Here is a 23245-nt window from a genome sequence, read left to right as displayed (position 1 = left end):
TGCGGGCAGGAGGAGATGAATGGAATGGGTGGCGGGCAGGCTGCCGTGGCTGGGCGTGGGCGGTTCCAGGTCCGTCAGCCGGCCAGGGTGGCCGTGCCTTCCATGGTCAGCCAGCCCTCGTGGTCCTGCGCCCAGAGGCGCACGCTGCGGCCATCGGCGCTGGGCTGGCCGTTCAGGCGAAACGGGTGCAGGTCGAACGTGGGCCGCACGGCCTTGAAGGCGAAGCCGGCCACCGTGGCGCCGGGCAGCTGCCGGCGCAGCAGGTCCAGCAGCAGCGTGGCGATCAGCGGCCCGTGGACGACGAGGCCCGGGTAGCCCTCCACGCCGGTCACGTAGCGCCGGTCGTAGTGGATGCGGTGGCCGTTGAAGGTGAGCGCGGAATAGCGGAACAGCAGCACGTCGTCCGGCACCACCTCGCGCTGCCATGCGGCGCCGCGCTCCGCGGCCACCGGGGGCGGCGCCACGTCGCCGGGCCGGGGCGCGGCGCGATAGACGATGTCGTGCTCCTCCACCAGGGCCAGGCCCCGAGCGTTGGCATAGCGGTGCTCGACCAGCACGAACACCAGATCGCCCGTGCGCCCGGCCTTGTGCGTGACGGAGACGATGCGCGAATCGCGCCGCGCCTCGTCGCCCACGCGCAGCGGGTTGCCGGCCTCCCAGCGCAGCCGCCCGCCGGCCCACATGCGGCGCGGCAGCGGCACGGGCGGCAGGAAGCCGCCGCGCTGCGGATGGCCGTCCGGCCCCAGCGCGCTCTGCCGGGCATGGGGCAGGAAGAAGGCCCAGTGCCAGAGCGGCGGCAGCGGCGTGCCGGCGGCGGGATCGGGATCGTCCCGGTCCAGCGTGGCGGCCAGGCCGCGCACGGGGGCGGCGGCGATCAGGTCGGTGCGGGATTCGGTGCGGCCCTGCCAGCCTTGCAGCCGGGCCAGCTCGGCCGTGTCCAGGGAGAGGGTCTGGGGAGCGTCTTTTGCAGTCGTCATGGGCTGCATCGTCTCCCCGGCCCGGCCGCCGCACAATCACGCAATTCCAAACAAAGCCTTCGGTTTTTCCGAAGGCTGCAGCCAGGCAAGCCCCGACCATGCACTTCGACCTGACCGACCTGCGCCTCTTCGTCCACGCCGCCGACGAAGGCAGCCTGACCCGCGCCGCGAGCCGCCAGCACCTGTCGCTCGCGGCGGCCAGCGCCCGCATCAAGGCCCTGGAAGCGCAGACCGGCCTGCCCCTGCTCTACCGCGAGGCGCGCGGCGTGCGCCTCTCACCGCCGGGCGAAGCCTTCCTGCACCATGCACGGGGCGTGCTGCGGCAGGTGGAGCAGCTGCGCACCGACCTGCAGGAATACGGCGGCGGCCTGCGAGGCCACCTGCGCGTGTTCGCCAACACCACGGCGGTGACCGATTTCCTGCCGGACATCCTGCCCGCCTTCCTGACCGATCACCCGCGCGTGAACGTGGACCTTCAGGAAAAACCGAACGCTGAGATCGCCCGCGGCGTGCTGGACGGCCGGGCGGACGTGGGCATCGTCGCCGGCCCCGTGGACACGCTGGGCCTGCAGGCCATCCACTTCAGCACCGACCGTCTGGTGCTGGCCGTGCCCGCCAGCCACCCCCTGGCCGCCCTGCCCCGCATCGCCTTCGCCGACACGCTGCAGCACGACCACGTCGGCCTGCACGCCGGCAGCACCCTGCAGACCTTTCTGGCCCAGATGACCGCGCAGCTGGGCCGGCCGCTCAAGCTGCGCATCCAGGTATCGAGCTTCGAGGCCATGTGCCGCATGATCGGCTCGGGCGTCGGCGTGGGCATCGTGCCCGAGAGCGCGGCGCGGCGGCACCAGGCCGCATCGCACCTGGCGCTGGTGGAACTGACCGATGCCTGGAGCGTGCGCGAGCGCCACGTGCTGGTGCGCGACCGGGACAGGCTGCCGGGCTATGCCGAGAAGCTGGTCGAGGCGCTGGTGGCGCATTACCGCAGCGGCACCGAAGCCGCCTGAGACGCGCCGCCCCGGCCCCCGGCTGCAGGAAAGGACGTACGCCAGCGCATTCGATAATGGTTCCTATTTAGAATGCTGTGTTTTTCACCTGCACACGCCTCCCCCTTTTTCCAACGATGCCATCCGCCACGTTCCGAGACCAGATGGAAGCGATGTTCCGCGAGCACCACGGCTGGCTGCACGGCCGGCTGCGGCGCAGACTGGCCAATGCCAGCGATGCGGACGACGTGGCGGCCGAAACCTTTCTGCGCGTAGCCGAGGACGGCGGCCGCAGCGACATCCGGGAGCCGCGCGCCTTCCTGACCACCCTGGCCAAGCGCGTGCTGTTCGGCCTCTGGCGTCGCCGCGACCTGGAACAGGCCTATCTGGACACCCTGCGCCACATGCCCCAGGCGCTGGCCCTCTCGCCCGAGGAGCACGCGCTGATGCTGGACGCCATCCAGCACATCGACCGCGCGCTGGGCGCCCTGCCCGCGCCGGTCAAGGCCGCCTTCCTGCTCTCGCGGCTGGACGGCCTGACCTATCCCGACATCGCCCGGCAGTTGGGCGTGTCGCTGGCCACGGTGGAACGCCACATGCAGCGCGCCCTGCTGCACTGCCTGCGCTACGCCCCATGAGCGACGCAGCTTTGCAGGACGCGGCGCTGCGCACCGCCGTCGCCTGGAAGGTGAGCCAGGAATCCGCCCCGCTGGATGCCGCGCAGCAGGCCGCCTTCGAGCGCTGGCTGGCCGAGACGCCGCAGCACCGCCAGGCCTGGAGCCGCGTGGCCGGCGCGCTGCAGGAGCCGATCGCGGCGCTGCAAGGCCTGCGCGCCCAGGGCGGCCAGGCCGGCGCCAGCCATGCCCTGGCCGCGCGGCAGGCGCTGCTGAGCACCGCCCGCCGCCGCTCCCTGCTGCGCGGAACGCTGGCCGTGGCGGGGGTGGGCGGCGCCGTGGCCTGGCTGGCCGACCGGCAGGCGCCGCTGGCGCAGATCGCCGCCGACCTGCGCACGGGCACGGGCGAGCGCCGCAGCCTGGCCCTGACGCAGGGCGCCAGCGTGCTGCTGGATGCCCGGTCGGCGATCGACCGGGACGGCTCCCGCCTGCTGCTGCGGGCCGGCGCGCTGATCGCCACGAACACGGCGGCGGGCGCTGGCCCTCTCACCGTCGTCGCCCCGCAGCTGCAGGCCGTGCTGGACCAGGCCAGCCTGATGTGCCGGGTGCACCCGGGCGCCACGGAGGTCGTCGCGCTCGAAGGCAGCGCCCTGCTCACGGCCGCCGATGGCCTCACCCGGCGGCTCGCGCCCGGTGAAGGCCTGCTCGCCACGGCCGCCGGTCTGTGGCGGCCTCTGCCTGGCCGGCCCGCCGACCGCGCGGCCTGGCGCGACGGCATGCTGGCCGCCGACGACTGGACGCTGGCCGACGTGGTGGACTCCGTCCGCCCCTACTTCGCCGGCCACATCCGCCTGGACCCGGCCGCTGCGGGCCTGCGTGTGTTCGGCATCTTCCGGCTGCAGATCGACGAAGTCCTGGCCGCGCTGGCTCAGGCCCTGCCCGTGGCGGTACGCCGCTTCGGCCCCTGGCTGGTCTCCATCGAGAAAGATTCCTGAGGGGTTTTCCGCTCTCGCGCCACAAGGGTTGCGACAACCCAGCGAAAGAAAGGAAACCCGTCCATGCCTTCACCTCTCTCCCCGGCCCCACTGCTGCATCCGCTGGCACTGGCCGCCCTGCTGTGCAGCGCCGCGCCCCTGGCCCTGGCCCAGGGCTCCGCCATCGCCCCGGGCCAGGCCGTCGCCGCCTTCGACATTCCGGCCGGGCCGCTGGCCGCCACGCTGACCCGCATCGGCCAGGCCGCAGGCCGCACCATCACGGCCGACCCCGCCCTGCTGGCCGGCCGGCAGGCGCTGCCCGTGCGGGGGGCGATGACGGCGGCCCAGGCGCTGCAGCAGGCGCTGGCTGGCTCGGGCCTGGCCTTCGACGACACGCCCGCAGGGCTGCGCGTGCGCGCCGACGCCGTGGCGCGCGAACCGGTCATGCGCTCCCCGGCGGCGGGTGCGGCCCCGGGCGAGGCGGCCACGCTGTCCACCGTGGTGGTGAACGACCAGCGCCTGGGCGGCGGCTCGCTGATGCAGCCCACGCGCCAGGTCACGGTGATCGAGGGGCAGGAACTCGACGTGCTGCGCGCCACCTCGGCCAACCTGGGCGGCATGCTGGCCAAGAGCGTGCCCGGCATGTCGGACTCCAGCCGCTCGCTCACCGATTTCGGCCAGACCCTGCGCGGGCGCAACGTGCTGGTGCTGGTGGACGGCATTCCGCTCAACACCAACCGCGACACTGCCCGTAACCTGGTCAACATCGATCCCGGCCGCATCGAGCGCGTGGAGGTGCTGCGCGGCAGCAATGCCATCTACGGCAGCGGCGCCACGGGCGGCATCGTCTCGGTGACGACGCGGCCGGCCAACGGCGAAAAGATCGTGCAGACCACCGTCGGCGCAGAAACGGCGCTCTCCGGCCTGCACCGCGACGGCCTGGGCGGCCAGGTGCAGCAGTTCGTGTCGGGCAGCAAGGACGCCATCGACTACGAGCTGGACATCTCCGCCCGCCGCACCCCCAGCGGCTACGACGGCCACGGCGACCGCATCGCGCCCGACGTAAGCCAGGGCGATCTGATGGATTCCAACACCTACAGCCTGGGCGGCAAGCTGGGCTTTCGCATCGACGGCAACCAGCGCCTGCAGCTGGCCGCCAGCCATCTGCGGGCGCGCCAGCATTCGGACTACGCGAGCGACCCTTCGGTGAACGCCGCGCCGCCGGGCAGCGTGGCGGCGCGGGCCGTGCGCGGCCTCCAGCTGGCCGAGCAGAACCAGATCGACAACACCATGCTCAGCGCCAGCTACGAGCACAAGGACCTGGCCGGCAGCAATCTGTCCGCCCTGCTCTACGGACGCGACAACTTCACCCGCTTCGCGCCCTTCGATTCGCGCGCCAACACCAACCGGGGCAACCAGGTGGACCAGGTCGCGCAGAACAACAAGGTGTTCGGCGGGCGGCTCACGGTGGAAACGCCCCTGGGCACTGCCAAGGACTCGCGCCTGGTCTGGGGCGCCGACTACATCCAGGAGCGCAGCGACATGCCGCTCACGGTGTTCGACCCAGCGCTCTACGACGCCAGCCGGGGACTGGTCTTCCGCCCCATAGGCGAGCTGACCTACCTGCCCTGGACCACCACGCGCAGCGCCGGCGCCTTCGCGCAACTGCAGCACCGCTTCGACAGCCGCTGGTCGGCCGAAGGCGGCCTGCGCTACGAGCGCGCCCAGGCGAGCTTCGACGACTTCCGGCCGCTGTCGCAGTCGCGCGTGGCCCGGCCCGCCACGGTGCGCGGTGGCCGGGTGAGCTACGACGCCACGCTCTACAACGCAGGCCTGTCGTTCAAGCCGGTGCCGGACCACGAGTTCTACACCTCGTTCAGCCAGGGCTTCGATCTGCCCGACGTGGGCCTGCAGCTGCGCAATGCGGGGGCCTCCTTCGACATCAACGCGTCCGAGCTGGAGCCCGTCAAGACAGACAACTACGAAGCCGGCTGGCGCGGCGCCTTTGGCGACACGCTGGCCACGCTGGCGGTGTTCCATTCGCGCTCCGACCTGGGCGCCATCCAGTCCTTCAACAACGGGCTGCGCCTGCAGCGCACGCGCGAGCGCATCCGCGGCGTGGAAGCCACGGTGGACCACTACGGCCGCCACTGGAGCGGCGGCGGCACGCTGACCTGGATGCAGGGCCGCGAGACCCCGCAGGGCGGCACGGTCGAGCAGCCCATGACGGGCTACCGCATCCCGCCGCTGAAGATCACCGCCTATGTGCAGTACCAGCCCGGGCAGCGCTGGAGCCTGCGCGCGCAGCTCACGTGGTTCGGCGCGCGCGACTACCGGCTGGCCGACGGCCGCACCCAGTTCGCCCGCGCCGACGTGCGCAGCTACTACACGGTGGACCTGCTGGGGCGCTACGCCATCGACGAAAAGAACACCGTCAACGTCGGCGTGCAGAATCTGTTCAACCGCTACTACCTGCCGCTCTACAGCCAGCTGATGCGCAGCGGAAGCAACAACAGCCGCCTGCCGGCAGCGGGCACCGTGCTTACGGCCAGCTACACGCACCGCTGGTAGATCGCAGCCCGAACGGGTTGGACGGACGGGCATTCACGGCAAGCGAAAACGGGGGCCTTGCGGCCCCCGTGGAATGGCGGATGTGGCCGGGCGGGAGCAGCAAGCCCGCCCGTGCTTCACATCAGAAGTCCACCTTCACGCCCACCTTCAGGCTGCGGCCCGGCAGCGGTGCCTTGGGGTAGGCGGTGGTCGTCAGGATAGACGTGGGGCTGTAGGCCAGCTTGTCGGTGATGTTGTCCAGGCGGGCATACCACAGCACATTGCTGCGGGTCGCGCCGAACTGCCACTGCGTGCGGTAGCCCAGCGAGGCGTTCCACAGCGTGTAGGCGCTGGTGGCGCGGGTGCCGTCGTTGGGCACGCGGTTCTGGGCAGCGAGGAAGTCGAAGCCCAGGCCGGCACGCCACGGGCCGCTGGCCCACAGCAGCGTGCTGCCCAGGCGCAGCGGCGAGATGCGCGGCAGCGGCTGGCCCGTGTCGCGGTTGCTGGCGCGCACCAGGTCGCCGCGCATCTGCAGGTCCAGCGTGGAGCCGCCACCCAGCAGGCTGGACGACGGTGCCACCAGGCCGCTGTCACCCACCAGGCGCACGTTGCCGCTGGCTTCCAGGCCGTAGAAGCGTGCGCGCATGCCCTGGTAGAGGTACTCGGGCAGGGAATCGGCGGTGCCGACCGGCACGGCATTGCCGTCGTCGTCGCGCGACACGCCCGTGGGCGTGAGGCCGATGTAGTTGGAGAACTGGCTCACGAAGCCGGTCACGGCGAAGCGGTGCGGGCCGCTCTTCCAGGCGGCGCCCAGGTCCAGGCTGGTGGATTTCTCCAGGCCCAGGTTGGGGTTGCCGGTCTCCCAGGCCACGGTCGCCACGTGGGGGCCGTTGGCGAACAGCTCGTAGTCCTTGGGCGCGCGCTGCGTATAGGAGAGGTTGGAGGTCAGCTGCCAGGCCGGCGTGAGGTTCACCAGGGCGCCCACGGCGGCGCTGTACGGGTTGAAGTCGTGCTTGCCGGTGGCGAAGCGGTCCATGCCGTCGATGCCGAAGGACTCGACCGTGTCGCGCTCGGTGCGGGCGCCGAAGGTCATCTTGCCCCAGTTCGTGCCCAGCTCTTCATGCACGAAGAGCGCGGTGCTGCGGCTGCGGCTGCGCGGCGCGAAGGCTTCCTCGCCCACGGCGGAGAAGCGCGAGGCTTCGGTCTGCAGGCCGATCACGCCTTGCAGCGGGCCGATGGGGGCATGCCGCGCCTCGATGCGCAGGTCGTTGCCCGCGTTGCGGAAGGTGGTGCCGGGTGCGCCGCCTTCGAATTCGGTGTGACGGTAGTTGGTGTGGCTGGCCTGCACGCGCACGCTCTGCAGCGGGCCGCCGTCGAAGCGCCAGAGGCCGTCGAGCGCGTAGCGGTTGGAGCGCATGCCGATGGTCACGTCGTCCTCGGCCACCGTGCCGTAGTCGCTGCGGTAGGTGCTGGCCGACAGGCCCAGGTAGCCGCGGTCGAAGAAGGCCGTGCCGCCCACGGCACCGCCGCGCGTGTGGCTGGCGGAGTTGCAGATGCGGCGCGCCTGGGCGGGCGAGCCGGGCTTGGTGCAGTCCAGGTCCTTGGGCACGCGCACGTCGTCGGTGTTGCGGTCGAACACGTCGGCATGCACGGCGAAGCGGTCGTTGCCGCCTTCCACCATCGCGGCGCCGGAGCGCTCGCCGTTGCCGGTGGCGCCCGAAGCCTCGACCTTGCCGTCGATGCCGTTCAGCGGCTCACGCGGGATGCGGTTGTCGATCACGTTCACCACGCCGCCCACGGCGCTGCCGCCATAGAGCAGCGCAGCCGGGCCGCGCAGCACTTCGATGCGCTCGGTGCTCAGGGCCTCGGTGGGCACGGCATGGTCGAAGCTCAGGGCCGAGGCGTCCAGCGTGGCGCCGCTGTTCTGCAGCACGCGGATGCGGTCGCCGTCCAGGCCGCGGATGATGGGCCGGCTGGCGTTGGGGCCGAAATAGGTGCTGCTCACGCCGGGCAGGCCGTCCAGCGTCTGGCCCAGCGTGGATTCGGTGCGCAGCGTGAGGTCGTCGCCCGACAGCTGGGCCGCGGGCGTCACCACCGTGTCGGAGCCCAGCGGGTTGCCGGTGACGGTCACTTCGGACAGCCGGGCCGACGGGGCGGCGGCAGGCGCCGTCTGTGCACGGGCCTGGCAGGCGACCAGCACCAGCACGGCGCAGGCGAGCGGATGCAGGGCCTGGAAGTGGCGCGAAGAGCCCGAGAAGGTGGATTGGGAGGATTTCATGGAAAAGGCAAAAAGGAAAAAGACGGACGCACGCGCACGTTCATGGATCCCGGAGAGCAGACGCCATGCCGGGGCCCCAGGCGGAAGAACCACCGGGCGCCAGGCCTGCGTACAGCCAGCGGGAGAACGAAAAACGAAAGGAAAAGAGGGAAAAGTTGCCGTCAGCGCAAGGCGCGGCCCGCCAGAAGGGGCCGCTGCGCTTTCAGGCGAGTGCGTGCGCGGGCGGTGCGCGGGCCAGGAAGGCGCGCTGCGTCTTGACGCCGGCGGAATCGAAAGAGCGGCCCTCGGGCCGGGGCGCGAAGCCCTGCGCCGGCACGGGCAGTGGCGCCGGCAGCAGGAAGACGCCGAAGAGCATCGGGTCCAGCAGGTCGCAGGACTTGCCGGAATGGCCGTCGAAGAGGCTCGCCAGCGTGTCGTGGGCGTGATCCCCGTCCTCGCCACGGCTCAGGCTGGCAAGGTTGGCCTCGTCCTGCTCCTGCAGGGCCGTGGCGGCGGCCGCTGCGCGGAACGCCGGCCCATGCAGCACCTGGTGCAGGTGGCCCAGGGCGGGCGCCAGCAGCAGGCACAGCGCCAGCCACCAGAGGGCGGCGTGGGCATGGAGGGGCAGGCGCTTGAACATGCGGGCGGATCGGTCGGTGATGGCAGGCTGAGGCGCGCTCAGTCCACCTGCTTCGCATCGACCATGCGATAGAACAGGCCGTACTGGTCGTCCTGCAGGGTCTGGAAGCGACCCTCGACGACCACGGGCTCGAGCGAATAGCGCACCGGCGTGCGCGCCTTCACCTCGATCATGCTTTCGGGCCCGCCGGGAATGCAGAACGGGCAGGTCAGCGGCACCGAGGTGAGCAGGAAGTGCTTCTGCCCCGGCTTGGTGTCCATGGGCACCATGAAGCCCTGCACGCGGCGCACCGTGCCGTTCATGGCCTTCTGCTCATCGGTGAAGACGGGCTCGATGCGCGTGCGCAGGGTTTTCTTGGTGAGGTCGGTCAGGCTGGACCATGCCACCACGTCGCTGCGTTGTGGCAGCGGCTTGATCGGGCTTTGCGGGCTGTGAAAGCCCGGGCCCTGCCCGGCCGGCAGCGCACCTCCACCCAGCGGCGACGACAGCGCCGGCGTGCCGGCGCCCGCCGGCTGGGCCTGGGCCGCCAACGGCGCGGCCCAAAGGGCGCAGGCCAGCGCGGCAGCGGGCAGGCAGGCCGAGCGGACGGTGTCGAAGATGCGGGTGGAACTCATGGAGGGGCGCGATGGTAATCCGTCTTGATGACACTTCTTGTCACAATTCGGCCGGTTCAGTGCTGGTGCTTCATGCCGCAGAACTTGCCGATGGCCAAGCCCTTGCAGGCGACCTGCAGTTCCTTCATGCATTGCTCATGGCCCTTGCCGGCCTCCAGGCACTTGGCGGCGGCTTCATGGGCAGCGGCCATGGCACGGTGGCGTTCGGCGTCGGCCTTTTCCTCATCGGCGCTGTGGGCGTGCACGCTGGAGATCGCGGCGAGGCTCAGGAAGGGAACGAGGGCCAGGGTGGAGAGAAAACGCTTCATGGAGTGCCTTTCTGGGAGGTTGCTGGAAAACGGGTGGAACAAGGGGTGATCGATCAGGCGGGGCATCAAGGCTGGGCCAGCAGGTCGGCCACGTCGGTGCGGTAGGCGCGCACCACCGGCAGCAGGGCCGCCAGGCAGGCCACGGCGCAGGCCAGCGCGGGCACGGCCCATTCTTCAGGCAGCCAGAGCGCGCCGCTGACCGGCATGGAGCCTTGCGCGCGCAGCATCTGCCCGGCAAGCGCCGCCAGCCCGTGGCCCACGGCCAGCCCGAGGGCGGAGGCCAGCAGCGCCAGCCACAGGGCTTCGGCCAGCAGCAGGCCCGCCACGCGCCGGGGCGGCGCGCCCAGCAGGCGCAGCAGGGCCATGTCGGCACGGCGTTCGCGCACCGCGTTCCAGAGAGCCATGAACACGCTGAGCGCCGCCACGCCGAGCAGCACGCCGCCCAGGGCGCGCAGCACGTCGGCGCCCACGCCCAGCAGGCGCACCAGCCGGGTGATCTCCACGGCGGGCGCGGCGGCCTGCATGGGCGTGCCGGAGTTGATGGCCCGCGGCAGCGTCACGGCGGCCAGCGGGCTGCGGTAGCGCACCAGGGCCAGGGTCACCTCGCGCTCCTTGCGCAGTTCGGCCAGGTCGTCGGGGTCGTCGGCCTGGGCGTGCTCGTGCACCTGCCAGACCGATTCGAGGGAGGTGAGCACCAGCCGGTCCAGCACGCAGCCGCACGGCGCCAGCACGCCCACCACGGTGTAGGGATGGTCGCCATGCTCGTGCCCGCCGCTGCCCAGGCCGTGCGTGCCCACGAAGCGCCGGCCGATGAGCGCCCCGCCCTGCGCATCGCCCGCTTCGGCCATGGCCTGGGCCACGCCCGCGCCCAGCACGGCCTGCAGGGGGGCCTGCCAGAGCGTGCCCTGGGCCAGCGTGGCGCCGTAGTGCGCGGGGTATTCGGGCGTGGTGCCCACGATGCGGTAGCCGCGGAAGCTGTCGCCCAGGCTCAAGGGAATGGCCTGCGCCACCATCGGGTTGCGCTGCAGTTCCTGGAAATCGGCCAACGCGATGTTGCCCGGCGGCACGTCGATATGGAAGACGCCCGCCAGGATGAGCTGCAGCGGGCTGCCCTTGGCGCCCACCACCAGGTCGATGCCCTGCACGTCGCGCTCGAAGCCCCGGTCGATCTGCGTGCCGACCAGCAGCACCAGCGTGACCACCGCCAGGCCCAGGGCCAGCAGCAGCAGGTTGAGCACGGCCTGCAGCGGCCGGGCCCAGAGATAGCGCCATGCGAGCGCAGCCACGCTTGCTGCTGTTTTCATAGCGCACCGCCCCCGTCGAGCAAGGGCTCCTGGGCGATTGGGTTCATCGCACCGGCATGGCCCAGCTGCAGAGACTGCGCGCCCTCCAGCGCCAGCAGCCAGCGGGCGGCACGGGCATCGTGCGTGGCCACCACCAGAGTGGCGCCGCAGCCCTGCGCCGTGGAATGCAGCAGGGCCAGCGCGGCAGCGGCCAAGGCATCGTCCAGGCTCGCCGTGGGCTCGTCGGCCAGCAGCACGCGGGGCGAGAGCAGCACCGCGCGCGCCAGCGCCACGCGCTGCGCCTGCCCGCCCGAAAGCTGGTGCGGGCGGCGGCCGGCCAGGGCCGGCTCCAGGCCCAGCCGCTGCAGCGCGCCGGCGATGGCCGCATCGTCGCGCGCCGATCCCGCCGCCAGATAGGGCAGCGCCAGGTTCTGCGCCACGGTGAGCGCGGCGCTCAGATGCAGGCGCTGGGGCAGAAAGCCCACGCTGCGCGCGCGCCAGGCGTCGAGCGCGGCGCCGCCTGCCAGCGTGTGCAGCGGCGTGCCCGCCACCTCCAGCAGGCCGGCGGAGGGCTTGCGCAGCCCGCCCACCAGGGCCAGCCAGGTGGACTTGCCCGCGCCGGAGGGCCCGCGCAGCAGCAGCCGGCCGCCCTGGGGCACCTGCACATCGGGAAAGCGCAGCGGTGCGGCGGCGCCCGCATGCTGAAAGGCGAGATCCTGGGTGGCGATCACGCGCCCGCTCCTTCGGCGGGATGGGCGCAGCCGGCGCAGCGCCCGCGCACGGCGATGTCCACCGCCAGATCCTCATGGCCGGCGGAGGCCAGCGCCTTGAGCATCTGCCGGGTGGCGTTCTGCAGCCGCTCGGAACCTTCGGAGAGTCGGAACTGCCGGTGGCAGTCGTCGCACTCGAAGCGCGGCAGGCCGTCGCCGGGCAGCTCTTCGTGCGCCAGGGCGTAGCGCGCCACGCGCTGGGCGTCCACCTGCCGGCGCAGCAGGCCGGCGCCGGCCAGCCGGTCGAGCAGGCGGTACACCGTCACGCGGTTGACCGCCACGCCGGCACGCGTCAGCGCGGCCTCCACCTCGGCCTCGGACAGCGCGATGCCGGGCTGCTGGGTCAGCAGCGCCAGCGTGGCGCGGGTGGCGCGGGTGGATCGCAGGCCGGGCGGTAGCGCCGGGCCGGCAGAGGGGGTGGGTGCAGTGGCGCGAGGCATGGCGAAGGGCTGGGCGGCAGGCAGGCCGCCCGGGGGCAGAGGTGCCGATAACGCAAACGGGTTGCATTATGCGGCAAGCCTTGCCTCTGGAAAGCCCCGCTCTGCCCTGTGCAGCGCGCCCGGTGCCGGATCAGGCTGTCCCTGGGCCTGATCCGCCCTGCCCTGCCCTGCGCCGCCGCTGGGCGGATGCGGCGCGTGTGCGGCTCAGGCCGCTTCGGGCTTGAGATGCTGGGTGAAGGTCTTGCGGAACTTGGCCACCTTCGGCCCCACCACGAAGGCGCAGTAGCCCTGGTTGGGGTGCTGGAGGTAGTAGTCCTGGTGGTAGTCCTCGGCCGGCCAGTAGCTTTCGAGCGGCTGCACTTCCGTGACCACGGGCGCGCCGAAGAGCCGGTCGCCATTCATCTGCGCGATCAGTGCCTCCGCCACGGCCCGGTGGGAGGGGTCGGTGACGTAGATGCCGCTGCGGTACTGCGTGCCCACGTCGTTGCCCTGGCGGTTGAGCGTGGTCGGGTCGTGCGTGGCGAAGAAGATCTCCAGGATCTCGCGCACGCCGATCACCTGCGGATCGAACGTGAGCTTCACCACCTCGGCATGGCCGGTCTGGCCCGTGCAGACCTGCTCGTAGGTGGGCGAAGGCACCTGGCCGTTGGCATAGCCGCTCTCCACGTCGGTTACGCCGCGCACGCGGTCGAAAACGGCCTCGGTACACCAAAAACAGCCACCGCCGAGGACGATGGTTTCCAAATGCGAAGCGCTTGCCGGCTGGTCCATGGAACTCCTTGAGAGATGTGCCTCTGATTCTGTCAGATGCCTCTTTTCCTGCATCGGCTGGCCGCAATGCCCTGGTCCGGTGTGGGTTCGAGCCTGGCCGTCTGTGCACGCGTTGACGATGCCGCGGGCGCTTGCTACATTACTAACCAGTCAGTCATTAACGCGATGTCCGCCAAATCCTCCACTCCTTCCCCGGCCGCAGACGAGAGCCCCCGGCGCGAGCGCCGCAAGGAGGCGCGTCCGGGCGAGCTGCTCGATGCCGCGCTGGATCTCTTCGTCGAGAAGGGCTACGCCGCCACCAAGGTGGATGAAGTCGCAGCCCGCGCAGGCGTCTCCAAGGGCACGCTGTTCCTCTACTTCCCCAGCAAGGAAGACCTCTTCAAGGCCGTGGTGCGCGAGTCCATCGCCGGGCGATTCGCCGAGTGGGACATGGAGGTGGAAGCCTTCACCGGCTCCAGCAGCGAACTGGTCCGCTGCTGCCTGCAGGAATGGTGGAACCGCATCGGCTCCACCCGGGCCTCGGGCATCACCAAGCTGATGCTCTACGAGGCGCAGAACTTCCCGGAAATCGCCCGCTTCTACCAGGAGGAAGTGGTGGAGCCGGGCAACCGGCTCATCCGCCGCGCCCTGCAGCGCGGGGTGGACCGGGGCGAATTCGAGGTGGCGGACCTGGACTACGCCATCTATCCCGTGCTCGCGCCGCTCGTCTTCCTGGCCCTGAGCCGACATTCCCAGGGCATGTGCGTGGATGCCTCCCAGCCCATCGCGCCCGACCGCTACCTCGATGCCGTCGCCGACACCTTGCTGCGCGGCCTGTGCGTGCGCTCCGCAGCCGACCCTGCCCCGCCTAGAATCGTGGGTTTGTCATCGTCGTCCTGACCCTCTGATCCACGAGTCCCGGAGTCCCCCCATGAACATGCCCCTGAACACGTCCGCCAACCCCAGCGATCCGATCGCACAGGCGCGCTACAACATGATCGAGCAGCAGATCCGTCCCTGGAACGTGCTCGATCCCGAGGTGCTGGATCTCCTCGCCGTCATGCGCCGGGAAGAGTTCGTGCCCGCGGCCCACTACGGCATGGCGTTCATGGACACCGAGATCCCCCTCAACGCATCGGCCGAAGAAGCCCAGCGCCTGGGCCAATGCATGCTGGCGCCGCGCGTCGAAGCCCGCCTGCTGCAGGATCTGCAGGTGCGCCCCACCGACCGCGTGCTCGAGATCGGCACCGGCTCGGGCTACATGGCCGCGCTGCTGGCCGCCCGCGCCGAACACGTCACCACGCTGGAGATCGCTCCTGCCCTGGTCGAATTCGCCAGTGAGAACCTGCAGAGCGCCGGCATCACCAACGTCGAAGTGCGCCAGGCCGACGGCGCCGATGCGGCCCAGCTGCCCGAAGGCCCGTTCGACGTGATCGTGCTGAGCGGCTCCGTGGCCGAAGTGCCTGCCGAGCTGCTCTCGCGCCTGCGCGACGGCGGCCGCCTGGGCGCCATCGTCGGCTCGGAGCCGATGATGCGCACCACCCTCGTGCGCCGCGCCGGCAACCGCTTCGACACCACCACGCCCTGGGACACCATCGCCCCGCGCCTGCAGCATTTCCACGAGCCGTCCGTCTTCACGTTCTGAGCCTTGAACGGCGCGCCGGGCCGCTGGCTGACCGACTGATGGCCAGCCGCCCGCGCGCCCCGATCCGGCCCGATCGCTTCCCGGCGCCTTCACCACCACCACCTTCTTTCCTCCCGAGCCTTCGCATGATCGACCAAGTCCGCCCCGCCCAGCTGTCCGACTGGTTCGCCGCCGCGCCCGACGCCGGCCGCCCCCTGGTGCTGGACGTGCGCGAGCCCTGGGAGCTGCAGACCGCCAGCGTGTCGGCCGAAGGCTTCGACCTGCTCACCATTCCCATGGGCTCGGTGCCCGACCGCCTGGCCGAAATCGATGCCAGCCGCCCCATCGCCTGCCTGTGCCACCACGGCATGCGCAGCCTGCGGGTCGCGGCTTTCCTGGAACACCACGGCTTCGCGCGTGTCGCCAACATCAGCGGCGGCATCGACGCCTGGTCGCAGGAACGCGACCCGGCCGTGCCGCGCTACTGAAGCCGGGCGACGCGAACGGACGCGCGCCAGGCAGCCGGCCCCGCAGTGCGGCCCCATGGGCAGGTTTTGCAGACAAAGGAAGACGAGACTTATGGTGAAGACCTCCCTCACGCGGGCTGCGCGCGCCGCGCTGGCCCTGTGCGCGGCGCTGGGCCTGGCATCGCTGGCCCAGGCGCAGAGCCTCTCCGAGATGGTGGCGCTGGCGCGCGCCTACGACGCGCCCTGGCAGTCCGCCCGCGCCCAGTTCGATGCCGCCGGCAGCCGTGCCGAGCAGGCCCGCGCAGGCCTGCTGCCCACCGTGGGCCTTTCGGCCGGCGCGAGCTATGCGCAGACCGAGGTCACCCGCCCGCCCATCGATCTGAACGCACCCACCCAGCAGGTGGGCGTGAACGCCACGCAGCCGCTCTACCGCCCGGCCAACCGCATCGCCTTCGAGCAAGGCCAGCGCAGCGTGGCCATCGCCCAGGCCCAGCTCGATGCCGCCAGCCAGGACCTGCTGGTGCGTGTGAGCCAGGCCTATTTCGACGTGCTGGCCGCGCAGGACACGCTCGCCTTCGTGCAGGCCCAGAAAGCCGCCGTGACCGAGCAGCGCGCCGCCGCGCAGCGCAACTTCGAGGTGGGTACCGCCACCATCACCGATTCGCGCGAGGCGCAGGCCCGCTTCGACCTGGTCGCCGCGCAGGAGATCGCCGCCGAGAACGACCTGCGCATCAAGCGCCTGGCGCTGGACCAGGTGGTGGGCCGCCCCGGCACCGCGCCGCTGCCGCTCAAGCAGCCCGTGCAGTTGCCCACCGTGCTGCCCGCCGACGTGAACACCTGGGTGCGCACGGCCGAGGACCAGCAGCCGCAGGTGCGGCAGGCCGCCATCGCGCTGGATGTGGCCGAGCTGGAAACCCGCAAGGCCGAGACCGGCCATCTGCCCACCGTGGACCTGCAGGCCGGCTACGCCGTGGTGCGCAACCCGCGCGGCACGGTCACCACGCCGGGCCTGAATTCACGCACCAACAACGCCACCGTGGGCGTGGCGCTCACGCTGCCGCTCTTTGCCGGCTTCGCGGTGCAGAACCGCGTGAAGGAAACGCTGTCGCTGGAGGAAAAGGCCCGCGCCGACCTGGAGAACGCCCGCCGCAGCGTGGCGCAGGCCACGCGCACGGCCTTCTTCGGCGTGCAGTCCGGCCAGAGCCAGGTCGCCGCGCTGCAGGCTGCCGAAGCCTCCAGCCAGAGCGCGCTGGAGGCCAACCAGCTGGGCTACCAGGTGGGCGTGCGCATCAACATCGACGTGCTGAACGCGCAGAGCCAGCTCTTCCAGACCCGGCGCGACCTGGCCCAGGCACGCTACAACGTGCTGATGAGCGGCCTGCGCCTGAAGCAGGCGGCGGGCACGCTGACCGATCAGGACGTGAACGCGCTGGACGCGCTGCTGGTGCGCTGACCGGAGGCTTTATGGGCCCAAAAGGCCTGCAGCCCAGGCAGGGTAAGCGCATCAAGCTATCAAAGATATAGCAATGCGCGTATGGCGGCGGCGCCCGCCCTGCCCCGCTCCCACTCCGGCGCAGATCGACGCTCGCCAGCCAGCCAGCCAGCCGGATGCCGGATGCCGGATGCCGGATGCCGGCGGCTAGGCTAGAGCTGGTGCACCACCAGCTTGAAGTCCCGGTCTTCCTCGAAGGCCTTGACCTCGAAGCCCAGGCGCCGCATGAGCTTGAGCATGCTGGGGTTGTTCGAGAGCACCAGCCCGTTGATCTCGGCCAGGCCCCGGTCGCGGGCCACGTCCATGATGCTCAGCATCAGGCGCGAGCCCAGGCCGCGGCCGTTGAAGTCGTCGGCCACCACCAGCGAGAACTCGCAGCTCGACTGGTCCGGGTTGGTCACGTAGCGCGACACGCCCACCACGCGCTCGGTCTCGCTCACGTCGCCGGCGGCGTTGACCGAGCGTTCGCGCACCACCGCCACCAGGGCCATCTCGCGGTCGTAGTCGATCAGCGTGAAGCGCGCCAGCATGCTCGCGGGCAGCTCGGCCAGCTGCGAGATGAAGCGGAAATAGCGGCTCTCGGGCGACATGCCCTTGACCAGCGTCTGCAGCATCTGCGCATCGTCGGGGCGGATCGGCCGCACCAGGAACTCCCCGCCGCCGCGCATCGGCCAGATCTGCTCGTAGCGCGCCGGATACGGCAGGATCGCCAGATGGTGATAGGTGCTGGGCCCGCCCGTATCGGCCCGCGCGGCCAGGCCCTGGCCCACGCTGGCGATGACGATGCGCGCATCCACCGCCACGGCACCTTCCTCGTCGGCGATCAGCGGGTTGATGTCCATCTCGCGCAGCTGGGGCAGCGCGCAGACCATTTCGGAGACGCGCAGCAGCACCTGCTCCAGCGCCTCGCGGTGCACGGCGCTGGCGCCGCGCCACTCGCCCAGCGTCTCGGCCACGCGGGAGCGGTCGATCAGCCGGCGTGCGAGGAACTGGTTGAGCGGCGGCAGCTCCATGGCGCGGTCGTCGATCAGCTCCACCATGGTGCCGCCCGCGCCGAAGGTGATGACCGGGCCGAAGGGCTCGTCGGTCACCACGCCGATGCAGATCTCGCGCCCGCGCCGGGCACGCGCCATGTTCTGCACCGTCACGCCGTTGATGCGCGCGCCGGGCTGCAGCCGCGCCACGCGCTGCACCATGTCGGTGTAGGTGTCGCGCGCCGCCTGGCCGCTGTGGATGTTGAGCGCCACGCCGCCCACGTCGGACTTGTGCGTCACGTCGGGCGAATCGATCTTGAGCGCCACCGGGAAGCCCAGCTGCGTGGCGATCATCATCGCCTCGTGGCTGCTGCGCGCCAGGATGGTCTTGGTGACGGGGATGTGGAAGGCCGCGAGCAGGGTCTTGGACTCCATCTCGGTCAGCACGTTGCGGCGCTCGGCCAGCACGCTTTCGATGACCAGGCGCGCGCCCTCGATGTCGGGCTTGGCCAGCGCCGTGAGCGGCGGTGGCGTCTGCTGCAGCAGCTGCTGGTTCTGATAGAACGAGGCGATGTTGCCGAAGGCGCCCACCGCCGCCTCCGGCGTGCGGAAGTTGGGGATCTCGGCGGCGCGCAGCACCTCGCGCCCCGGCACCACCGAGGCATCGCCCATCCAGCAGGCCAGCAGCGGCTTGCCGATGTGCTGCTTGGCCTCGGCCAGCACCTGGGCCACGGCGGCCGAATCGGTGCCCACCTTGGGCGAGAAGATGGCCAGAAGTCCGTCCACCTGCCGGTCGCGTGCGGCCGATGCGATCGCGGCGCGGTAATGCTCGGGGCTCGCCTCTTCGGAGACGTCGATCAGGTCCGCCAGCGAGGCGAGCGGCGGCAGCTGCGCCGCCAGTGCCGTGGCCGAATCGGCCGAAAGCCGGGCGAGTTCCAGATGGATCTCGTTGACCCAGTCGGCCGCCAGCACGCCCGGGCCGCCGCCGTTGGTGATGATGGCCAGGCGCTTGCCCACCGGCCGGTAGCGAGAGGCCAGGCACTTGGCGGCCGAGAACAGTTCCACGAACGAGCGGACCCGCACCGCGCCCGCGCGGCGCAGCGCGGCGTCGAACACGTCGTCGCTGCCCACGATGGTGCCGCTGTGCGTCTGCGCCGCCGCATTGCCGGCGGGCTTGCGGCCGGCCTTGAGCACCACCACCGGCTTGGCGTTGGCGGCCGAGCGCAGCGCGCTCATGAAGCGGCGGGCGCTGGAGATGCCCTCCATATAGACCACGATGCTCTGCGTGCGCGCATCGTTGGCGAGGAAGTCCAGCACCTCGGCGATGTCCACGTCCGTATTGCGGCCCAGCGACACCACGGTGGAAAAGCCCACCGCGTTCTTGCTGGCCCAGTCCAGGATGGACGCCGTGAGCGAGCCCGACTGGCAGACCAGCGCCAGCGAGCCTTCGCGCGCCAGCGGCCCGGCGGCGCTGGCGTTGAGCTTCAGATGCGGGCGCTGCAGGCCCAGCGAATTCGGGCCCAGCAGGTGCATGCCTTCGCGCCGCGCGATCTGCTTGAGCCGCGCCGCCTGGTCGCCGTCCAGCCCGTGCGAGAGCACCAGCGCCGCCCGGCAGCCGATGCGCCCGGCAACCTCCAGCGCCGCCACCGTGTCGGCGGGCGGCAGCGCGATCACGGCCAGATCGGCCCGGGTCTGGGCCAGGTCGGCCAGGGTGCCGCTGGTGTGGATGTCCAGGAACTGCAACGTGCCGGTGAAGCGCTGCGCCCGCAGCGCCTCGTGCAGCGCCCGGCCGCAGGGCGTGAGCGCGTCGGGTTCGTCCGCCCGGCCCGCCAGCACGGCGATGGAGGTGGGGGCGAAGAGCGGGGTGAGGTAGTGTTTTTCGATCATGGACGGACGCTCGGGCACGGAGGGCAGACCCGCATTTTGCGGCACGTGCCTGTGCAAGGCCGCGATACGCGTCAAGCCGGTGCCCGTTGACCGGCAACTGGCGGGCTCAAAGGGTCAGGCGGCGCCCGTTGGCCGAAGCCGCTGCACCACCGCCCGCGCCGTGGCCCCGGCCGCGCCCCGGTGCGCGGCGGTGAAGGCCTGCGCCCGCTGCTGCGCCTCGGCCAGCCGGGCGACGTCCTGCACCAACGCCTGCGCAGTTGCCACGCCTTCGGCCATGTCCGCCACGCGCAGGGCGGCACCCGCCTCGCAGGCGAGCCGCGCCGCCTCGGCGAAGTTGAAGGTGTGCGGGCCAGTCACCACCGGGCAGCCGCAGGCCGCCGCCTCGATCAGGTTCTGCCCGCCCAGCGGGGCGAAGCTGCCGCCCAGCAGCGCGGCGTGGGCCAGGCCGTAATAGAGCGCCATCTCGCCGAGCGAATCGCCCAGCCAGACATCGGCCGTGCCGGGCGCACCGGTCCAGCTGCTGCGGCTGGAGACGCTGAGGCCGGCCGCCTCGATCCGCTCACGCACTTCGGCGAAGCGCTGCGGGTGGCGCGGCACCACCAGCCACTGCACGGCGCTGCTCGCTATGCTTTCAGGAGCATCATGCGCAGATGCAGCCTGGGCTGCAGGCCGCTTCGCCTGCAAGGCCGCGAGCCACAGCGCTTCCTCGCCCTCACGGCTGCTGGCGAGCAGCACCACCGGGCGCGGGCTGGCGTCGCGCCATGCCCTGCCCTGCGCCAGCAGCGCCGCGTCGGGCACCACGTCGAACTTGAGGTTGCCGAACACGCCCTCCACCCGGGCGCCTGCGGCACGCAGCCGCTCGGCATCGCCTTCGGTCTGCGCCCAGACCGCCGCCAGGCCGGCATAGGCGGGGCGCGCCAGCCAGGCCCAGCGGCGTGCGCCGGCCAGTGACTTGTCGTTGAGCCGCGCATTCGCCAGCACCAGCGGAATGCCGCGCCGCTGGCAGCCGGCCACCAGATTGGGCCAGATCTCGGTTTCCATCAGCACGCCGATGGCCGGGCGGAAGCGGCCCAGAAACCGGCCCACGGCGCCGGGCGTGTCCCAGGGCTGCCAGACCTGCACATCGCCCGGGCGCAGCAGCTTGGCCCCTTCGGCCCGCCCGGTGGCCGTGCCGTGGGTGAGCAAAAGGCGCATGCCGGGCAACTGGCTGCGCAGCTCGTTCAACAGGATGGCGGCAGCGCGGGTTTCGCCCAGGGAGACGGCGTGAATCCAGACCAGCGGGCCGCTGTCCGCCTCCTGAGGGTTCGGGCCCGCCCCGCCCTCGGCCGTCTCGTAATGGCCGAAGCGCTCGGGCACGGCGACGCGATAGCCGGGCTCGGTCTCGCCGCGGCGGCGCAGCTTGGCGCGCAGCAGCGGCTGGGCGCCGAGCATCAGCGCGGAATAGAGCCCACGGACCAGGTTCACGGCGCCACCGCGCGGGCCCAGGCAGACCAGTGGCCGTCGCTGGCCCCGCGCTCCGCGATCACCAGCCAGTCGCCGCTGCCGCCGGCCTCGGCCAGGCGCTTTCCGCCGGGGGCCCAGAACGCGCTGCGGCCCACGCAGGCATAGCCGCCCGTGGGCGCTCCGTGGTTGGCCGTCAGCACGGCCATGCCGCAGCGCTGGGCATGGCCCTGCGCGCTGGCCGTGTCCTGGGCCTGCCCGCGGTCGGACATGACGATGCCTGCGGCGTAGAGCTCCGCGCCGGCCTGCCGGGCGAGATCGCCATGCGGCTCGTGGCCGATGTCTGCGCAGATGGCCAGGGCCACCGGCAGGCCGCCGATGGCATGGACGTGCGCATCCTCACGGCCTGGAGCTGCGTGCAGCTCTTCGCCGGGATGCAGATGGCGCTTGCGGTAGATGCGGGTGCCGCCGTCCGGCAGGAAGGTGAATGCGCCGATGCCCGGTCGCCCATCGCCGCCTTGCGGGCGTGCAGCCGACCCCACCACCAGGGTCATGCCATGGCGGCGGGCGGCTTCGCGCAAAGGGGCGAACAGCGCATCGCCGGGCTCGGCAGCCCAGCCGGCGAGGCCTTGGAGGTCATAGCCGGTGAGCGAGAGTTCGGGAAAGACCAGCAACTGCACCGCCTCCGAGGCCGCAGCCTCGGCCAAGCGCAGGTGGTTGCCGATGTTGGCCGCCGGCCCGCCGGGCAGCGAGCAGGTCTGCGCCGCCGCAACGCGCATGGCGGCCGGCCTCAATGCGCGGCGCTGCCCACCTGGGCGCCGGGCTTGACGCGTTCGAGCAGGGCCAGCATCTCGCCTTCGATGCGGTGCATGGCTTCGGGCGTGTGGCCCTCGAAGCGCAGCACCAGCACGGGCGTGGTGTTGCTGGCGCGGATCAGGCCGAAACCGTCCGGCCAGTCCACGCGCAGGCCGTCGATGGTGTTGATCTGCGCGGGCGCGGGGAAGGTGGCGGCGGCCAGGGCCTGCAGCTCGGCGGTGAGCTTGTGGGGTTCGCCCTCTTCGCAGCTCACGTTGAGTTCGGGCGTGGAGTGGCTGGTGGGCAGGCCGTTGAGCACGGCGCTCAGGTCGCTCTCGCGGCTCAGGATCTCCAGCAGGCGGCAGCCGGCGTAGGTGCCGTCGTCGAAGCCGAACCAGCGTTCCTTGAAGAAGATGTGGCCGCTCATCTCGCCGCCCAGGGGCGAGTCGAGTTCCTTCATGCGGGCCTTGATCAGCGAGTGGCCGGTCTTGTACATGACGGGCGTGCCGCCGGCTTCGGTGATGGCCGGCGCCAGGCGCTGCGTGCATTTCACGTCGAACAGGATGTGGCCGCCGGGCACGCGCGAGAGCACGTCGCGGGCGAACAGCATCATCTGGCGGTCGGGGAAGATGTTCTGGCCGTCCTTGGTGACGATGCCCAGGCGGTCGCCGTCGCCGTCGAAGGCCAGGCCCAGTTCAGCGTCGGAGGCCTGCAGCTTGGCGATCAGGTCGCGCAGGTTCTCGGGCTTGCTGGGGTCCGGGTGGTGGTTGGGGAAGTCGCCGTCCACCTCGGAGAAGAGTTCGATCACCTCGCAGCCCAGGGCGCGGAAGATGCCGGGGGCCGAGGCGCCGGCGATGCCGTTGCCGCTGTCCACCACGATCTTCAGCGGGCGGGCCAGCTTCACGTCGGAGGTGATGCGCTCCGAATAGGCGGGCAGCACGTCGGCGTGGCGCACAGAGCCGCCGTCCTTCAACTGCCAGCTTTCCTCTTCCATGGTGCGGCGCAGGGCCTGGATCTCATCGCCGTAGATGGCGCGGCCGGCCAGCACCATCTTGAAGCCGTTGTAGTCCTTGGGGTTGTGGCTGCCGGTCACCTGGATGCCGCTGCTGCAGAGCGTGTGCGCCGCGAAGTACAGCATGGGGGTGGTGACGGCGCCCACGTCGATCACCTCGATGCCCACGTCCACCAGGCCGGCGATGAGCGCGGCCGACAGGGACGGGCCCGAGAGGCGCCCGTCGCGGCCCACGGCCACCACGGTCTGGCCCTGAGCCTGCGCCGCGGTGCCGAACGCACGGCCCAGGCCGCGCGCCACGTCTTCGTTCAGGGTGCTCGGCACGATGCCGCGGATGTCGTAGGCCTTGAAGATGGCGGGCGTGATCTGCACTGGGAGTTTCCTTCTTGGT

The 23245-nt window shown here is 71.4% G+C and carries 21 protein-coding genes; 8 read left to right on the top strand and 13 right to left on the bottom strand.

Going from position 1 to position 23245, the window contains the following annotated elements; all coding sequences use genetic code 11:
* Positions 1-74 precede the first annotated feature (74 nt).
* Positions 75-977 (bottom strand): HTD2 family dehydratase, encoded by a 903-nt coding sequence (locus BM070_RS09730; RefSeq protein ID WP_092939550.1) that lies wholly within the window; start codon positions 975-977, stop codon positions 75-77.
* A gap of 98 nt (positions 978-1075) precedes the next feature.
* Here BM070_RS09730 and BM070_RS09725 point away from each other — a divergent pair, with 98 nt between their 5' ends.
* The 4 genes from BM070_RS09725 (at position 1076) to BM070_RS09710 (ending at position 6122) form a co-directional block, all read left to right on the top strand.
* Positions 1076-1984 (top strand): LysR family transcriptional regulator, encoded by a 909-nt coding sequence (locus BM070_RS09725; RefSeq protein ID WP_092939392.1) that lies wholly within the window; start codon positions 1076-1078, stop codon positions 1982-1984.
* Between the two features lie 116 nt (positions 1985-2100).
* Positions 2101-2601, top strand: coding sequence for a sigma-70 family RNA polymerase sigma factor (locus BM070_RS09720; protein WP_092939391.1), 501 nt, complete (start codon positions 2101-2103; stop codon positions 2599-2601).
* Positions 2598-3572, top strand: coding sequence for a FecR family protein (locus BM070_RS09715; protein WP_092939390.1), 975 nt, complete (start codon positions 2598-2600; stop codon positions 3570-3572). The genes BM070_RS09720 and BM070_RS09715 overlap by 4 nt, the downstream gene beginning before the upstream one ends.
* Before the next feature lie 63 nt (positions 3573-3635).
* Positions 3636-6122 (top strand): TonB-dependent receptor, encoded by a 2487-nt coding sequence (locus BM070_RS09710; protein WP_092939389.1) that lies wholly within the window; start codon positions 3636-3638, stop codon positions 6120-6122.
* A 121-nt stretch (positions 6123-6243) separates the two neighbouring features.
* Here BM070_RS09710 and BM070_RS09705 read toward each other — a convergent pair whose 3' ends face one another.
* The 8 genes from BM070_RS09705 to msrA all read right to left on the bottom strand — a co-directional run bounded on the left by BM070_RS09705 (position 6244) and on the right by msrA (position 13184).
* Positions 6244-8379 carry a TonB-dependent receptor gene (locus BM070_RS09705; protein WP_092939388.1) on the bottom strand — a complete coding sequence of 712 codons (2136 nt, stop codon included), beginning with the start codon at positions 8377-8379 and terminating at the stop codon, positions 6244-6246.
* Between the two features lie 202 nt (positions 8380-8581).
* Positions 8582-8998, bottom strand: a complete 417-nt coding sequence (locus BM070_RS09700; RefSeq protein ID WP_092939387.1) for a hypothetical protein — start codon at positions 8996-8998, stop codon at positions 8582-8584.
* A gap of 38 nt (positions 8999-9036) precedes the next feature.
* The gene (locus BM070_RS09695; RefSeq protein ID WP_092939386.1) at positions 9037-9612 is read right to left on the bottom strand and encodes a DUF3299 domain-containing protein; all 576 of its coding nucleotides are present in this window, start codon (positions 9610-9612) and stop codon (positions 9037-9039) included.
* 56 nt (positions 9613-9668) lie between these two features.
* A complete protein-coding gene (locus tag BM070_RS09690; protein ID WP_092939385.1) occupies positions 9669-9920 on the bottom strand; it encodes a hypothetical protein in 252 nt (83 codons plus the stop codon).
* A 65-nt stretch (positions 9921-9985) separates the two neighbouring features.
* A complete protein-coding gene (locus tag BM070_RS09685) occupies positions 9986-11224 on the bottom strand; it encodes an ABC transporter permease (protein ID WP_092939384.1) in 1239 nt (412 codons plus the stop codon).
* Positions 11221-11934, bottom strand: coding sequence for an ABC transporter ATP-binding protein (locus BM070_RS09680; protein ID WP_092939383.1), 714 nt, complete (start codon positions 11932-11934; stop codon positions 11221-11223). The genes BM070_RS09685 and BM070_RS09680 overlap by 4 nt, the downstream gene beginning before the upstream one ends.
* Complete coding sequence (locus BM070_RS09675; protein WP_175518464.1) at positions 11931-12413, bottom strand: Fur family transcriptional regulator; 483 nt, start codon at positions 12411-12413, stop codon at positions 11931-11933. The genes BM070_RS09680 and BM070_RS09675 overlap by 4 nt, the downstream gene beginning before the upstream one ends.
* Before the next feature lie 204 nt (positions 12414-12617).
* Positions 12618-13184: a peptide-methionine (S)-S-oxide reductase MsrA gene (msrA, locus tag BM070_RS09670; RefSeq protein ID WP_092939382.1), complete on the bottom strand. Its 567-nt coding sequence runs from the start codon at positions 13182-13184 to the stop codon at positions 12618-12620.
* A gap of 165 nt (positions 13185-13349) precedes the next feature.
* On the opposite strand from msrA, the gene BM070_RS09665 reads away from it, so the two are divergent.
* The 4 genes from BM070_RS09665 to BM070_RS09650 all read left to right on the top strand — a co-directional run bounded on the left by BM070_RS09665 (position 13350) and on the right by BM070_RS09650 (position 16707).
* Entirely contained in the window at positions 13350-14063 is a 714-nt protein-coding gene (locus BM070_RS09665) for a TetR/AcrR family transcriptional regulator (RefSeq protein ID WP_092939381.1), read from the top strand.
* 31 nt (positions 14064-14094) lie between these two features.
* The gene (locus tag BM070_RS09660) at positions 14095-14808 is read left to right on the top strand and encodes a protein-L-isoaspartate O-methyltransferase family protein (RefSeq protein ID WP_092939380.1); all 714 of its coding nucleotides are present in this window, start codon (positions 14095-14097) and stop codon (positions 14806-14808) included.
* 125 nt (positions 14809-14933) lie between these two features.
* A complete protein-coding gene (locus BM070_RS09655) occupies positions 14934-15275 on the top strand; it encodes a rhodanese-like domain-containing protein (protein WP_092939379.1) in 342 nt (113 codons plus the stop codon).
* A 91-nt stretch (positions 15276-15366) separates the two neighbouring features.
* The gene (locus BM070_RS09650; RefSeq protein ID WP_092939378.1) at positions 15367-16707 is read left to right on the top strand and encodes a TolC family outer membrane protein; all 1341 of its coding nucleotides are present in this window, start codon (positions 15367-15369) and stop codon (positions 16705-16707) included.
* 191 nt (positions 16708-16898) lie between these two features.
* Here the strand turns inward: BM070_RS09650 and BM070_RS09645 are convergent, their stop codons facing one another.
* The 4 genes from BM070_RS09645 to BM070_RS09630 all read right to left on the bottom strand — a co-directional run bounded on the left by BM070_RS09645 (position 16899) and on the right by BM070_RS09630 (position 23226).
* Positions 16899-19607 carry a bifunctional acetate--CoA ligase family protein/GNAT family N-acetyltransferase gene (locus tag BM070_RS09645; protein ID WP_092939377.1) on the bottom strand — a complete coding sequence of 903 codons (2709 nt, stop codon included), beginning with the start codon at positions 19605-19607 and terminating at the stop codon, positions 16899-16901.
* 114 nt (positions 19608-19721) lie between these two features.
* On the bottom strand, positions 19722-21038 hold the full coding sequence (locus BM070_RS09640) for a 3-deoxy-D-manno-octulosonic acid transferase (protein WP_092939548.1): 1317 nt from the start codon (positions 21036-21038) through the stop codon (positions 19722-19724).
* Between the two features lie 29 nt (positions 21039-21067).
* Positions 21068-21826, bottom strand: coding sequence for a carbon-nitrogen hydrolase family protein (locus BM070_RS09635; RefSeq protein WP_092939376.1), 759 nt, complete (start codon positions 21824-21826; stop codon positions 21068-21070).
* Between the two features lie 11 nt (positions 21827-21837).
* On the bottom strand, positions 21838-23226 hold the full coding sequence (locus BM070_RS09630) for a phosphomannomutase/phosphoglucomutase (RefSeq protein WP_092939375.1): 1389 nt from the start codon (positions 23224-23226) through the stop codon (positions 21838-21840).
* Positions 23227-23245 lie beyond the last annotated feature (19 nt).

The organism is Paracidovorax wautersii (assembly GCF_900113035.1).
Lineage (GTDB): Bacteria > Pseudomonadota > Gammaproteobacteria > Burkholderiales > Burkholderiaceae_C > Paracidovorax > Paracidovorax wautersii.
This window is presented reverse-complemented; position numbering and strand designations above follow the sequence as displayed.